General features: G+C 36.2%; 13 protein-coding genes. 7 read left to right on the top strand and 6 right to left on the bottom strand.

The annotated features are described in order from the left end of the window. The first annotated feature begins 37 nt into the window (after positions 1 to 37). Entirely contained in the window at positions 38 to 2,224 is a 2,187-nt protein-coding gene (locus tag QNH24_RS01605) for an MMPL family transporter (protein WP_283870440.1), read from the top strand. Between the two features lie 124 nt (positions 2,225 to 2,348). Here the strand turns inward: QNH24_RS01605 and QNH24_RS01600 are convergent, their stop codons facing one another. Further along, complete coding sequence (locus QNH24_RS01600; RefSeq protein WP_283870439.1) at positions 2,349 to 3,863, bottom strand: DHA2 family efflux MFS transporter permease subunit; 1,515 nt, start codon at positions 3,861 to 3,863, stop codon at positions 2,349 to 2,351. Positions 3,864 to 4,018: 155 nt separating this feature from the next. Here QNH24_RS01600 and QNH24_RS01595 point away from each other — a divergent pair, with 155 nt between their 5' ends. Then, positions 4,019 to 4,924: a TetR/AcrR family transcriptional regulator gene (locus QNH24_RS01595; protein WP_283870438.1), complete on the top strand. Its 906-nt coding sequence runs from the start codon at positions 4,019 to 4,021 to the stop codon at positions 4,922 to 4,924. Positions 4,925 to 4,969: 45 nt separating this feature from the next. Here the strand turns inward: QNH24_RS01595 and QNH24_RS01590 are convergent, their stop codons facing one another. Next, complete coding sequence (locus QNH24_RS01590; protein WP_283870437.1) at positions 4,970 to 6,619, bottom strand: sensor histidine kinase; 1,650 nt, start codon at positions 6,617 to 6,619, stop codon at positions 4,970 to 4,972. Further along, complete coding sequence (locus QNH24_RS01585; protein ID WP_283870436.1) at positions 6,616 to 7,317, bottom strand: response regulator transcription factor; 702 nt, start codon at positions 7,315 to 7,317, stop codon at positions 6,616 to 6,618. The genes QNH24_RS01590 and QNH24_RS01585 overlap by 4 nt, the downstream gene beginning before the upstream one ends. Positions 7,318 to 7,420: 103 nt before the next feature. Here QNH24_RS01585 and QNH24_RS01580 point away from each other — a divergent pair, with 103 nt between their 5' ends. From QNH24_RS01580 to QNH24_RS01570, 3 genes are all read left to right on the top strand, one after another. After that, entirely contained in the window at positions 7,421 to 8,584 is a 1,164-nt protein-coding gene (locus QNH24_RS01580) for a DUF418 domain-containing protein (protein ID WP_283870435.1), read from the top strand. A gap of 178 nt (positions 8,585 to 8,762) precedes the next feature. After that, positions 8,763 to 9,317: an SLOG family protein gene (locus tag QNH24_RS01575; RefSeq protein WP_283870434.1), complete on the top strand. Its 555-nt coding sequence runs from the start codon at positions 8,763 to 8,765 to the stop codon at positions 9,315 to 9,317. A 121-nt stretch (positions 9,318 to 9,438) separates the two neighbouring features. Continuing rightward, complete coding sequence (locus tag QNH24_RS01570) at positions 9,439 to 9,753, top strand: hypothetical protein (RefSeq protein WP_283870433.1); 315 nt, start codon at positions 9,439 to 9,441, stop codon at positions 9,751 to 9,753. Between the two features lie 84 nt (positions 9,754 to 9,837). Here QNH24_RS01570 and QNH24_RS01565 read toward each other — a convergent pair whose 3' ends face one another. From QNH24_RS01565 to QNH24_RS01555, 3 genes are all read right to left on the bottom strand, one after another. Beyond that, the gene (locus tag QNH24_RS01565; protein WP_283870432.1) at positions 9,838 to 11,232 is read right to left on the bottom strand and encodes an L-cystine transporter; all 1,395 of its coding nucleotides are present in this window, start codon (positions 11,230 to 11,232) and stop codon (positions 9,838 to 9,840) included. 511 nt (positions 11,233 to 11,743) lie between these two features. Then, the gene (locus tag QNH24_RS01560; protein ID WP_283870431.1) at positions 11,744 to 12,700 is read right to left on the bottom strand and encodes a GGDEF domain-containing protein; all 957 of its coding nucleotides are present in this window, start codon (positions 12,698 to 12,700) and stop codon (positions 11,744 to 11,746) included. After that, the gene (locus tag QNH24_RS01555; protein ID WP_283870430.1) at positions 12,678 to 13,559 is read right to left on the bottom strand and encodes an EAL domain-containing protein; all 882 of its coding nucleotides are present in this window, start codon (positions 13,557 to 13,559) and stop codon (positions 12,678 to 12,680) included. Before QNH24_RS01555 ends, QNH24_RS01560 begins: the two co-directional genes overlap by 23 nt. A 321-nt stretch (positions 13,560 to 13,880) precedes the next feature. Between QNH24_RS01555 and QNH24_RS01550 the strand changes: the two genes are divergently transcribed. Both QNH24_RS01550 and QNH24_RS01545 read left to right on the top strand, forming a co-directional pair. Then, complete coding sequence (locus QNH24_RS01550) at positions 13,881 to 14,066, top strand: hypothetical protein (RefSeq protein ID WP_283870429.1); 186 nt, start codon at positions 13,881 to 13,883, stop codon at positions 14,064 to 14,066. Continuing rightward, positions 14,056 to 15,474, top strand: a complete 1,419-nt coding sequence (locus tag QNH24_RS01545) for an amidase (protein ID WP_283870428.1) — start codon at positions 14,056 to 14,058, stop codon at positions 15,472 to 15,474. Before QNH24_RS01550 ends, QNH24_RS01545 begins: the two co-directional genes overlap by 11 nt. Positions 15,475 to 15,578 lie beyond the last annotated feature (104 nt).

The raw sequence follows: 15,578 nt of genomic DNA, 5'->3' as shown, positions 1-15,578 counted from the left end.
ATAATTAATAATACTCATATGGAATGGAGGTCTTCTCGTGAAAAAACATCCACTCGAGCAATGGGGCTCGATGGTAGCAAGTAAAAAGGGACGCATTTTAACTCTTGTCTTTTGGGTTTTACTTGTTACTGCACTATCCTTTGCTTGGCCACAAATCAATAGCATTGAAAGTGAATCAGGTAAAAATCTACCTAGTACAGAAATGTCAGAACAAGCCGCTACTATTATTGCAGAACAATTTCCTAATGAAGCAGGCACACCTTTATTACTTGTTTGGCACCGAGAAAATGGTCTAACTACTGATGATTTTGGTGTTATCCAAAAGATTTATGGAGAGCTAACAGATAAACCTTTAGCTCATCAAACACTGATTCCACCTTATGATCAAATGCCTACACAAGCCATTGCTGCATCCGCATCTGAAAACAGTACAACCATTGTTACTCCTGTTTTCTTTGAAAAAGGGCTAGCAACTGATGTTTTACAAGAGAGTTTAAATGCATTAACGAAAACAATGGATGAATATAATGTCCAAACGAAAAAGGACTTGGCCAGTGATGCACTTCATGTCCGTTATTCTGGACCAGTTGGCATTGCAACAGATGCAGTCAGCCTTTTCTCAAAAGCTGATACAAAATTATTAATGGCAACTGTACTCCTTGTTTTAGTGCTATTAATTATTATCTATCGTTCACCACTATTAGCTGTCATCCCTTTAATCGTTGTGGGTCTTGCTTATGGTATTATCAGTCCAACGCTTGGCTTCTTTGCTGATAAAGGATGGATTGCTAAGGATTCACAGGCTGTTTCTATTATGACCGTATTACTCTTTGGTGCAGGTACAGACTATTGTCTATTTTTAATCTCAAAGTACCGAGAAATTCTTTTTGAGGTTGAGGATAAAACAACCGCTATGAAGCTTGCTGTAAGAGAATCTGGCGGCGCAATCTTGATGAGTGCCTTAACTGTTGTGATTGGTCTAGCTACTCTTAGTCTTGCCCATTACGGTGCATTTCAACGCTTTGCAGTTCCATTTAGCTTTGGTGTATTTGTAATGGGAATTGCGGCACTTGTTGTCCTTCCAGCAATTCTTGTCTTAATCGGCCGTGTAGCCTTTTTCCCATTCGTACCAAGAACAGAGGGCATGGCTCAAAGGAAAGGTAAAAAACAAAACAAGCCTTCCCATAAAACAAGTCATAAAATCGGGCATTTCGTGACACATAAACCATGGATTGTGATTGTAGCAACTTTATTATTGTTAGGTGGTTTAACCGTATTTGTGCCACGCATTCAATATACATTTGATTTATTATCTTCCTTCCCAGAGGATATGCCGTCACGTGAAGGCTTTACTTTAATAGAAGAAAATTTCTCCCCTGGTGAATTAGCACCTATACAGCTCGTCATTGACACTAAGGGAAACGATATTAACTTACAACAGCAATTAGCATCTATCTCTTATATTGATAGTGTTACAGATGTTCAAATTGGAGAAAAGAATAATCATATACAATTGTATGAACTAACCTTAAATATTAACCCTTATGCTAAGGAGGCATTAGCACATATTCCAGAGCTGAAAGCAGAAGTTGGAAAAATGCTTGAAACTGAAGGCATTAAGGAGGCAGATCAGCATCTATGGATTGGCGGCGAGACAGCTAGTCAATATAATACGCAGCAAATTACTGTAAGGGATGAAACAGTTATTATGCCAACGATGATTGCCTTGATTGCTCTATTATTATTTATCTATCTTCGTTCCCTTACAGCCACAGTTTATTTATTAGCCACTGTTATTATTTCCTATTTCGGTGCACTTGGGGCTGGCTGGCTTATTTTACATCATGTTATGGGAGCTGAAGCCATTTCAGGAGCTATTCCACTATATGCCTTTGTCTTTTTAGTAGCACTTGGAGAAGATTATAATATCTTTATGATTTCAGAGATATGGAAAAAACGTAAGACTTCAGATCATTTAACTGCAGTAGAAGAAGGTGTTGTTAGAACAGGCAGTGTCATTACATCTGCTGGGCTAATCTTGGCTGGAACATTTGCAGTACTTGCGACATTACCAATTCAAGTATTAGTGCAGTTTGGTGTCGTTACAGCTATTGGCGTACTTCTAGATACATTCATTGTGCGTCCTTTACTAGTTCCAGCGATCACTACCATTTTGGGTAAATATGCTTTTTGGCCAGGGGCATTATTTAAAAAAGATATTTAATATCATCATACAAAGCAAGAACCCGTTTTGTATTCACTATTGTGTCTACAAAAACGGGTTTATTTTTATTCCTACTACAAAGAAAAAACCTGCCAGTTGAGAGTTGCTTCTGGCAGGTTATAAATTATTTAGTTGGTTTTTTCAAATCCATATGTGCAGCTACACTTTCAATTTTCACACGTTTTAAGAAGAATGCAAGTACAAAGGCAATTACTGTAACGCAAGCTGCTATAAAGAATGAGTGTGTAATTCCATCCAATAAGGCAGTTTGCATAATTTGGTCCTGCATTTGCTGCATTTGTTCAGGTGTTGGAGCAGCTCCTGATTGCGCTGCATTCGCTTTAGCTTCTGCAATTAAATCCTGGGCTGTAGCTTTTTTACGGTTATTCATAAATGTAACCATTACAGCACTACCAATTGCTCCTGCCACTTGCTGTACAGTATTATTAATGGCTGTACCATGCGGGTTCATCATTTGTGGTAATTGATTTAAACCATTTGTCATAATTGGCATCATAACCATTGACATACCGAACATACGAATTGTGTACATAGACACGATAAATGTATAGCTTGAATCTAATTCTAATTTTGTTAACCCGAATGTTGCAGCTGTTGTAATAGCTAACCCGATAATTGCTAGAATACGCGGCCCAAATTTATCAAAAAGTTTCCCTGTAATCGGCGACATAATCCCCATTACAAGTGCTCCTGGAAGCATCATTAGGCCTGCTTTAAATGGATCAATTCCACGAATGGATTGTACATAAGCAGGAGTTAAAATCATACCAGAGAACATAGCCATTGACACGATAATTGAGATAGCTGAACCCAATGCAAACATTGGATATTTATAAATACGTAAATTTAGCAAAGGTTGATCCATGCGTAGCTGTTTAAAGATAAATATCAGTAAAGCAATAGATCCAATTGAAATTGGGCCATATACCCAAGGACTTGACCAGCCCTTATCCCCTGCAGTACTGAAACCATATAGAATACCACCGAATGCGATTGTTGATAATAGGACTGAAAGTAGATCTAAATGAACCTTACGTGTCTCCATCACGTTCTCTAATTTCCAAATACCAAACAACAAACTAATAACAGCAAACGGAATAATCATTTGGAATAGCATGCGCCAATCATGGTGCTCAACAATATATCCTGATAATGTAGGACCTATTGCTGGGGCAGAAATCATTACTAGACCGAAGATTCCCATTGCTGCACCGCGTTTTTCTTTCGGGAAACTAATCAGCATTACATTCATTAAAAGCGGGGACATACTTGAAGCACCAGCTGCTTGCACCATACGACCTGCTAATAATACTTCGAAGTTAGGTGCAAAGCCGGCCATAATTGTACCAATTGTAAAGACTGACATCGCTGCAATAAACAAATGTCTATTTTTAAAGCGTGTAACGAAGAACGCTGAAGCTGGCACTAGAATACCACTTACTAGCATATAACCTGTTGCAAGCCATTGTACCTTTGAATATGTTATACCAAAATCTTTCATGATTGTTGGTAAAGCAACATTTAACAATGTGTTATTTAGAAAAGCAACAAATGCCCCCACAAATAAAATCGAAATCATTCCATACGGGGGCTTTTTCATTGTTTGCTCACTTTCCATATAAATCCCTCAATTCTTTCTTGTTTTTCGATAAAACTTATTTTATACTCGCAGTCTACTTTTTTCAAGAATTAAGTCTATAAAAATTTTAAACGTTGATAAATAAGCATTTTAGCTATAGAATAAGAGTATAATATTGATAAAAAGGTGAGGTTATGAATAAAAGAAAAAGGCAAATTATTTCTGCTGCAAGAGACTTATTTATTGAAAAAGGATTCGTTGATACATCCATTAACGACATCATTGGTGCAGCTAAAATTTCAAAGGGAACATTTTATAATCATTTTTCTTCTAAAAATGAATGCCTAATCGCCATATTAGATGAGGGGCGTGAGGAAGCTAGTAATCGTCGTCACGAGCTTCTATACGGCAAAGATCCTACCGACCTGGAAGTCTTAACTCAGCAAGTAGCAGTACTTATGTATGTCAATCGTGAGCATAATTTAATCCAAATTTTTGAGTCTATATTCCATTCTCGGGATAATGAACTTAAAAAAATCATTATAAACTATCACTTACAAGAGCTGGAGTGGCTTGCAAATCGACTTGTTCAAGTATTTGGAGAAGAAATTAGTCCAATTAGCTATGAATGTGCCGTGCAAACACTTGGTATGATTAATCTGACATTGCGAGCTGTTTTAATTGCTGATTATAAATATATAAATCGCGAAGCAATTGTACGTGTAGCATTACGCAATATTAGCGTAATTATACCTGCTATGCTTGAATCAAAAGAAATCATTGTCAGTATTGAAATGATTAACACCATCCAAAATGTTGTGAATTATAAAGCAGTTAATAAAGACACAGTTATTGAGCAATTAAGAGGCTTTAAAAAGGGTTTATCTAAGAATGAAACAGTGGAAGGCCTAGAATACGTGGAATTTTTATTAGAGGAACTACAGCGTGAAAAACCAAAGCTTTTTATCATTGAATCACTTCTTACACCTTTCCGTAAGGCTTTCGTTGGAACGGAGCACGTAGCAGAAGCACGGGATATTGCCAATAGCCTTTGGCGATACGTAAAAGTTGAACAGCCATCTGAGAGATGCAAAAAATAAAGCAAAGGGTAGTACAAAGTGATTCATCACCTGTACTACCCTTCTTTATAATGATTGACATTGAAATGTTAAAACAAAAACTGTGCCATCCGAGTCTGTTCGAACGCTGATCGATCCATTATGCAGATCAATTAATTGTTTCGTAATAGCTAGTCCCAATCCTGTACCAGTAGTATCATCCGTAGTATTAGTACCTCTATAATATCGTTCAAATAAATTATCTAACTCTTCCTGTGGTATGCCAGGTCCTTGATCAGTGATTGTCATTACTACAGATTTATTGATTTGCTGTGCATCTACCATTACTTTGGTGCCTTTAGGTGTATATTTTTTCGCATTGGTAATCAAATTATCTAAAATTCGTTTTAACAAAAGCTCATCAGCTTCCAACATAACATCTCCATATACATTTACAGATACTTGCTCATCCACGAACTTTGGTAGCCACGAAGCAAGTGGTATCAATACTTTTTCAAGTTGAATGGCTTTATTTTTTAATTGATACGTATAGGTTAAATCCTGAATAAGTGCATCCATATACGTTGCTTTTTCCTGCATTGTACTTGCAAAAATACGCATTTCCTCCATTGACCAATTATAGTCTTCTGAAGCAAGCATAGTGGAGTAACCATAAATTGAGCTAAGAGGTGTTTTTAAATCATGTGATAGCCCTGTAATCCACTCTTCGCGTAATTGCTCTGCTTGTTTAATTTGCCGTTCATTAAAAGAAAGTCGTTCTGATAAATGGTTGAGAGATTCATCCACAGGTTGAAATAATTTAAATTTCTTTTTTAGCTTCCCTGTCTTCTGATGATGAATATTCTTGTCACTTACCTCACTATAATCAAACTGAGTAAGTCGGTCGATTCGAGATAATACATAAACAAGTGGTCGTACAAATTGACGAGAAATGCTTATAGATAAAAATATTACACCAATTAACAAGATAATGTGCCCTCCAAAAAAGGTGGAGATAAATAACAGCATTGCTTTATTAAATGGCTCCTCAAATGGCTTATACGATGGATTTGGCATGCGCACAACCAGTGTTGAACCATTTTCTAAAGCTGCACTCTGTATTAACTCTTCATGCTCAAAAATATCGTATTTTTCTTCTAGCAACTGTGGCTTATGGAGTTTTTTATAACGCTCTCCAATGACTTCTACACGGTCCCATTGCTCATTATAGATTTCAATAGATGCCTTTTTATCCTGAATACGTTGAAGTAGCTCTGACGGTATCTCTCCCTTTTCTTCCCAACTTTGAAGTGAATCCTCAATAATTGACTGAACAGGTGATATTGGCAGAAATAATAAATAATAGCCAGGAATCTCCCATGTATGCATACCTAGTCTCTTAAGATTCAATACCTCACTATCCGTCATTCCACATAGCTCACATATGTCTCCTGTGTAATCAACAATGTTCATGGATTGATCAAATAAGTATAATTGTCCTGCATTCTCATTCGCTCTCTTCACTAAATAATCAGCAATTTTAATAGAGGCTCCCTTTTCTACAACAGCATCATCTTTAATTTCGTAGGAGGTCATTACATGAATATTATCGCCCACTCGTTTATTGATAAAGATCCCGAAGGACACCAAACTAATGACAAAGCCTGAGATAATTAACAAATAAAAAACAATGAAATAAGATACAAAACGAAGTGTTAATTTTCTGGCTGGCTTCATGAAAGAGCATCTCCGACAAGTTTATAACCAATGCCTCTTACAGTTATAATGCAAGTTGGTTTACCTGGATTCTTTTCTATTTTTTCTCGCAGTTTTCGAATATGCACCATTACAGTATTATCATCAAATAAGCAATCGCCCCATACACGCTCATAAATTTGCTCCTTTGATAATACCTGCCCAGTATTTTCACATAAATATTTTAATAAATGAAATAAACGCCCACTAATAATTTCCTTTGTCCCATCTACGATTATCTCTGCTGCATCGATATTAAATGTAAATCGACTACATACAAAAAGATGGTTTTGTGATACATCCTTCTTTTTAAGATAGCGTCCAAGCTGTACCTTCACCCTCGCTACCAGCTCAAGTGGATTAAATGGTTTTGTAATATAATCATCTGCTCCATTCATAAACCCCCGAAGCTTATCAGCATCACTACCCTTGGCAGTTAAAAAGAATACAGGCGCATCGCTACGCTCACGAATTAGATTCGCCATTTCTATCCCATTTCCATCTGGTAGCATTATATCTAATAAATAAAAATCAAAGGCTTTCATCTCTAAGTTCTTTTTCGCTTCTTCTACAGTGCTACATAATGTAATGTTTGAAAATCCATCTTTCCCCAATATAATTTCAATCATTTCCGCAATAGCACGTTCATCCTCTAACACTAAAATTGATGCATCTTGCATTCTACCACCTACTTTTAAGATTACTTTAAGGCTGTCATTATTTAGCCATAAGCTTTACTAAGTACACTATGTATAAGATAACCAATTAAGGAGATAAAACGCAATGACAACAAACCGTGTAACCTTCATTGATACAATGCGTGGCTTTAGTTTATTTGGCATCTTAATGGCGAATTTACTGATTTTCCAATTTGGCATGTATGGTAAAGATGAGCTTCAACATCTTTCAACCATCGATAATGGTGCTTTATATTTCGTTAAAATCTTCATCGAAGGATCATTCATGCCTATTTTTACAATTTTATTTGGCTTCTCTCTTATTAAAATGATTGAATCCATTCGTAAAAGAAAAAATAAAAGTCGCTGGTCCATTTTACGTCGTGCCACTGGGCTTATTGCACTTGGCTGGCTTCATTCAACACTGTTATGGGAGGGAGATATACTTCTATCCTATGGCTGCATGACTCTATTTTTACTCCCTTTTATTAACCGTAAGCCAAAAACACTTTTTATTTGGGCTGGGATTCTTTTTGTACTGACAACCGCTTTAACATTCGGTCACATGGATCCAACTAAAAAGGAACAAAAAGAATTAGAGACTTACATCGAGCAAGCTGATAATTTGTATGCAAATGGAAGTTATTTAGATATTTATGATTTTCGAGCAAATACTTTACCTCCTGGAATGGATGATCCTTCCTATATTTTCATCATCCTTATATTTGCACCTATCTTCTACGCTCCTTTGTTCCTACTTGGTATGGGATTCGCTAAAAAGCAAGCATTTGTGAATATGGAGGACGAGAAAAAATGGTATAAACTAGGTGCATTACTTGTTCCGATTGGGCTAGCTTGTAAAAGTTTTAGTTTTATAGAAAATAATTTTTCGAATCTTTTAGTAATGGGAGGCTCACAGCTTTTAGCAATTGGCTATGTCTGCCTAGCAGCACTATTATTTAAATCACGTCCTGTTCAATTGCTCTCCCCTGCCTTTGAAAGTGTTGGTAAATTATCACTTACTAATTATCTAATGCAAACCATTATTTGTACAACAATCTTTTACGGATATGGCCTAGGATTATATAGCAAGCTGGGAGTTCTTGGCGGCATTGTATTCGGTATTATAGTTTATAGCTTGCAATGCGCGTTTAGCATTGCCTATTTAAAGAAATTTAAGCGCGGACCATTCGAAGCTGTACTACGAGCATGGACAAATTGGTCATGGAATGGACAGATTAAAAAGAAAGGACAGATAACACATGAATAGTGACACCAAAGAGGACTTTACAGACACATGGTGGTTTTTAGGCATCTGTGCTGCTGTAGCTGTAGTCCTAACACTATTTGCATTTTAACTTTTTAACGACTGTAAAGCATAAAGGAATTCGTTTTCTATTGCCTCCTACTGTATACTATTACTACTATACAGATTAGGGGGCATTTTATTGTTACAACGACTCATTATCACTGGCTATAAGCCTCATGAACTCGGAATTTTCAATGACAAGCATCCAGGTATAGCCATTATCAAAAAAGCGCTTGAAACCCATCTACGTATACTAATGGATGAAGGCTTAGAGTGGATTATCATTAGTGGACAGCCCGGTGTAGAAACTTGGGGAGCTGAAATTGTCTTGCTATTAAAAAAAGAATTCCCTCATTTAAAATATGCAGTTATTACTCCCTTCCTTGAGCAGGAGAAAAATTGGCAGGACCATAAAAAGGAAAAATATCAAGCCTTATTAGCTCAAGCAGATTTTGTGACGAGTGTTACGAAAAAGCCATATGAGGCTCCCTGGCAATTTATCGAGAAGGATAAATTTATCATTCAAAACACAGATGGTCTGCTACTTATTTATGATGAAGAAAACGAGGGCTCCCCAAAATATATGAAGCGTCTAGCAGAAAAATATATGGACACTCACGACTACACACTTTTAACAATTAATGCCTACGACTTACAAGTAATAGCTGAGGAAATAGCGCAACAAGATTGGTAGAAAAATATTGATATAATTTTCTGACAATTATATACTTAATTATAAGGTTAACTCATTAAAATAACCATCTTTGAATTTCATCTAGTCATGTTGCTAATATCCTAAAAGGAGCTGTTGACATTTGAATAAAAAAATCGAAATGATTCTTGAGCCTTCCCCAGTCAATGTTTCTCATGATACGTACCGCAGAGAATGCAAATATACGCGTGGAATTCATATTGAAGAGCAAGAATTTAAAGCTATTTTGGATACAATGTGCCACGATTCACGCTTGTATTTTGATTTTCATAATCCACGTAAGGAAATTATAAAGGGAACATATTTAAATGGTCACTCCGGGTTAGCACGCAATATATACGATTACTATAAAACCAATTATGCCATTGAACTTAGCGAACTAATTAATGGTAAGGATTTTTATGTCAAAATAATTTAAATGCCCAATTATTAAAAACAATGGCTATTCAAAAGCAGTTAAAAAGGAGCTACTCTCAATAGAGAATAGCTCCTTCTTAATTTTTTATAGGTCTGATACTTGGGCACCTAATTCTTTATTATTGTACATGTCTGTGTCCAATTCTTTGGTTACACGTGCAGTTGTTACACCCGCTGTCATAGAACCACTTACATTTAGCGCAGTACGACCCATGTCGATTAATGGCTCAACAGAGATTAAAATACCTGCAAGCGCAACTGGTAAATCAAGTGCTGATAAGACTAGAATTGCTGCAAATGTTGCACCTCCACCAACACCAGCTACACCAAATGAACTAATTGCCACTACTGCAATCACAGTAATGATGAACACTGGATCAAGTGGATTAATGCCAACAGTAGGCGCAATCATGATGGCTAGCATCGCAGGATAGACACCAGCACAGCCATTTTGACCAATCGATAAACCAAATGAACCTGAGAAGTTCGCAATTCCCTCTGGTACACCTAGACGGCCAGTTTGCGTTTTAATGTTCATTGGCAAAGTACCAGCACTTGAACGCGATGTAAAGGCAAATAATAGTGTTTCCGCAGATTTTTTTAAATACGTAAAGGGATTTAAACCACTTAATGTTAAGATTAATAAGTGTACTATTAACACAATAAATAGTGCTGCATAGGATGCAATGACAAATTTACCCAAATTATAAATTGCCCCAAAATCAGATGTTGCTACTGTACGTGCCATAATGGCAAGGATACCGTATGGTGTTAAACGTAAAACGATTGTTACAACACCCATTACTAATGCATAGATGGCATCTAGACCCTTCTTAATCGTTGCACCCATCGCTTCATCCTTACGTGCTACACGTAAATAGGCAAAGCCTAAGAAAGCTGAAAAAATTACGACGGCAATCGTAGATGTTGAACGAGCTCCTGTTAAATCAAGGAATGGGTTTGCTGGGAACAGCTCAATAATTTGCGTTGGTAAATCTGGTGCAGCTAATCCGGAAGTTTTTTCTTCGATATATGCGCCACGCTCAGTTTCAGCATCACCTTGCATAATTTGTGATGCATCTAAATCAAATACAGTTGCTGATAAAATACCTACTGCTGCTGATACAGCCGTCGTACCAATTAAAATGGCTAAAATGAGTGCAGCCATTTTACCAAAATTTTTACCCACCTTCATTTTTGTAAAGGCGATTAAAATTGAAATAAATACTAATGGCATAGCAACCATTTGTAGTAATTTCACATAACCCGTACCGATAATATTGTACCAAGAAGTCGTTTTAGCCAATATCTCAGAATCGATACCATAAATTAAGTGAAGTCCAAGACCAAGTGCAATTCCTAGACCTAAACCTGTAAAAACACGATTTGAAAACTTAACGTGTTTTTTGTTCATAAAATATAAAATTCCAACGAACACGAGCAAAACGGCTACGTTAAGAATTATTTGTAATGTAGACAATGGAAATCCTCCTAAGATGCTTAATTATGATGTAAATCGAATTATATACCCATAATCCCTATAATTCAAGTATGTTTTATTCAGATTAATAATTTCCTAAAATGAAAGCGATTCCTTGTCTTTGATTATGCCCCAAACACGAAATATAATAAATTTAGTTTAACGTTAAATCTTTTTGCTTTGGGAAAAAGTTCTTTATATAGAGAATACAAGATAAAGTAGTGGTTATGACTGGTAGTGGAGTAATAATAGGAAAGAAATATAAAATGTAATACATTCAAATTGAATTGAACAGAATAAATGTCGTTTTTACAGAAAGTCCTTCATGCCTAATTCTTTATAGTTACGAACCCAGCTTCGCACGGACAGAGGATATTTTTGAGTAAGTAAGTGGTATCCTAGATTAACCTCAAGATACTCTTTTATCATCTTTAATTTCTTCGCTATATTTTGCCATACAAAAACACTCCAAAAGTTAGTTTGTTAGCTCTAACTTTTGGGTGCGGACCAATTAATGAATGAGGTAGGTTTCTTTTTTGTATTCATTAATTAAATAACAGCTTCCAGAAATCTTTTTGCATTGTTTTTTTACACGTGTCACAGCATCTGACAATTGCTCGACAGAGGTGAATTGTTGATTTTGATTGGTAATCACCGCGATTGATAGAGATGTACATCTAAAGGGCTCTAGCTTCCCCATTCTATTATGAAACTGTAATGTAGCTAAATCCTCTGGGTTATAGAAGTTTAAAATTTTAGCATCAAACTCATTTATAATTTTTTCGCAAATAGGAAGAGTATCAAAATGAGGGAGAATTGCGACAAAATCATCTCCTCCAATATGCCCTAAAAAATCTTCTACACCAACGATATTTCTTTTCAAAATATCTGTTAAATATAGTAGAATTTTATCTCCTTTATTAAAACCGTACGTGTCATTATAGGTTTTAAAATGGTCTAAATCGAAATAGATTAAGCTATATTGTGGTAATAACAACGCTTCTTCTAGTTTTTCATCAATTAATTTATTACCTGGAAGGCTACTTAATGGATTTAAGAAGCTTGCAATAGCTACTTGGGTATCTACAAGCTTTAGTAATAGTTCGCGAATGCTAACTACCCCAACATATATACCATTTCGTGTAACTATAACATCATCATATAAATCTTCTGGAGGTCTACTCATTGCGACTGTGCTAACTTCAGTAATAGGTGCATGATGTTCTACCATTAAAGGATTGTCCTTAATAACAAGTTGGTTTTGACGTCCCATAAATAAATTATAGCCATAACGTGTACCAATTTTTTGATAGAAATGTGTGCGTGTAATATGCCCAATTGGTCTCTCATCTCTGACAACAACAACACTTCGCAACGATAGATTACTTGTAAACAGTAAATCCACCTCTCTGTTTTTCACAAATTCATCAATACAAGGAACAGTTTCAATGACTTCCCCTATCTTCATGGTCACCCATCCTTATTTCCCCCAAATGTATTTCCTTTGCGGGCTTTCCTATCGCATATCCTTGGGCATAATGAATACCTATTTTATGCAAATATTCAAGCTCCTCTTGCCGCTCTATACCCTCTGCAATAATTTTTGTTTCTACCTGCTCTGCATATCCCATCAACAATGTCACAAGCTGCTGCTGTTCACTATTTTGATCGATAAATTGAATTAATGAGCGGTCTAGCTTAATAAATTCGGGCTTTAAATAAATAAGTGTTTTTAGGCTGTTATAGCCTGAACCCATATCATCCACTGCAATTCTATAGCCCTGTGATCGATAATGTGATAACACACGTTCAAACTCTACAAAATCTACCACTGCACTACGCTCTGTAAGCTCAAATACAACCTGCTGCGGTTTAATTCCCAACTCCTTTAACAATTGCAAGGTTTCACCACTATGATATTTCTTATCTAGTAGTACATTCGGGTGTATATTTAGAAAAACTAAAAAATCTCTATTTATCAAATCTTCGGGTAATCTCTCTTTAAAACGTTGCAATGAAAGGTTACGACAAAAGCATTCAAATAAAAAAACACAGTCAGTCTGTCCAACGAATTCATAAAACTGATCGACATTTGAAAACAGTTGAGAAGGCTCTGGACGATTTAGCGCTTCAAACCCCAATGTCTGCATAGTCTGAATATCAACAATTGGTTGAAAATAAGTATGTAAAGCATTTTCTTGAATAATTTGCTTTAATGCCTTTAAACGTTTTATAAACAATGTATTGTTTTGATGCTGCTCGTATAGATGCTTCAAATAAGAAAATACATTACTAGTTTTTATGCTTTGTCTCACAACAGACTCCATTCTTGCACCTCTTAAATTGGTTATTATGATCTATTGTACCCCTTTATTGTAAATGTACTGTGAACAGGATGTAAAAAGAGGTAGCCCAAGCACTAGATTTCTATCAAACAAACTCATTGCTCTCTTAAAAGTAAGCTTTTTTAATTATTTTTAACCATAGTACATTTTTCGCAATATACAAACTATTCAAATATAATTTTGATATATTTCATAATTAGTGTATGCTTGTAATAATAGTATTTTATTAACTTTTATAAAAATTTGTTCTTAGTAGGGAAACCTATTTAGATAAAAACTTTTTTCCAAGGGAGGATCCTGTTAATGAGCTTGTCTATTCAACAAATATTGGAGAACAAAGGAATTACACCAAAATCTGAACACCTTGAACAATTAAAAATACGGTGGGAAGGCATGCAGTCGCTTCGAGGTAATTTAGAGGGAATCGCTATCGATGACGCTGATATTGCTATCCGTAATCTCCCTGGAGGTGATCATATTGACAACTGATTTACATTTAAAGTCTGTTGAAGAGCTGGCACCTTTACTGGAGGCTAAAAAACTTTCTCCCGTGGAATTGACGAAATCAATCTTAGATTTTGCAGAAGAAAGTCAGCCAAAGATTAACGCATATATGGCATTTTACCGTGAAGAGGCCTTAGCACAGGCACAAATTGTAGAAAAAGAGATTTTAAACGGACAGTACCGTGGAATGTACCACGGGATTCCAATGGCTTTAAAAGATAATCTGTATTTTAAAGATAAAATTACAACGATGTCTTCCAAGATTCATAAAGATTTCGTATCTGGCTATGACGCGACTGTCGTAGAAAAGCTTCGTGATGCTGGTGTGATTTTTACAGGAAAATTAAGCATGCATGAATATGCTTGGGGGATTACTAATAATAACCCCCATTATGGACCTGTTCGCAACCCTTGGAACTTAGAGAAGATTCCAGGAGGCTCTAGTGGTGGCTCTGGTGCAGCAGTAGCAGCAGGAGCTAGTGTTGCCTCATTAGGTACTGATACTGCTGGCTCTATTCGAATTCCTTCATCAGCCTGTGGAATTGTTGGCTTAAAGCCTACCCATGGACGTGTAAGTAAGTATGGCTGCTACCCGCTTGCCTGGAGCTTAGATCATATTGGACCTATGACTAAGACAGTCAAAGATGCGGCAGGTATGCTAGAAATTATCGCCGGTTTTGACCATAGAGACCCTACTTGTGTAGATGTCAAAACTGAGAATTACAGCCAGCAAATCACAGGCGATGTAAAAGGTTTAGTTATTGGAATCAACGAAGATTATTTCTTTAATCGCGTTGATTCAGATGTAGAAAAGGCTGTGCGAGCAAGTATTCAAAGCTTAGTGGATCAGGGTGCAAAAGTTGAAACTGTTCGTATCCCTTCCCTGCAATATGCTGAATGGGCTGAGCTGGTTACTTCCCTTTCAGAGGCTGCAGCCATCCATCATTCAGATTTACAAAGCAGACCACAGGATTTTGGTGATGATATCCGTCTGTTATTTGAGCTAGGTGAATTACCATCTGCAGTGGATTACTTGCAGGCTCAGCAAGTGCGTCGACAAATTAAACAAGAGTTTTCACAAATATTTAATCAGGTAGATGTATTAATATCACCTACATTGCCTGTAGTGGCTAGTACTATCGGTGATAATTTTGCCACTTTAAATGGTGAAAAGGTTGATTTAATTGACAATATCATTCGTTTTACAGGCCCAAGTAACTTAACAGGATTACCTGCCCTTTCCGTCCCTTGTGGCTTTAAAGACAATTTACCAGTAGGCCTACAAATCATAGGACCTGCCTTTAAAGAAGGTCTTATTCTGAATGTTGGCTATGCAATTGAGCAAACAAATCCACTGAAAAATAGAAAGCCTAATATTTTTGCAAACCTTTAAGCATTAAATATTTTAATAGAAATCTGCTGATTGTAATCGTCAGCAGATTTTTTTCGTTGAAATCTGTGATTCATCAATACTAATAGAATTTTATTGACAATTAC

The sequence above is a fragment of the Lysinibacillus pakistanensis genome, from assembly GCF_030123245.1.
Classification (GTDB): Bacteria; Bacillota; Bacilli; order Bacillales_A; family Planococcaceae; genus Lysinibacillus; species Lysinibacillus pakistanensis.
Note: the sequence above shows the minus strand (reverse complement) of the source record. Positions and strands in the feature narration are given on the sequence as shown.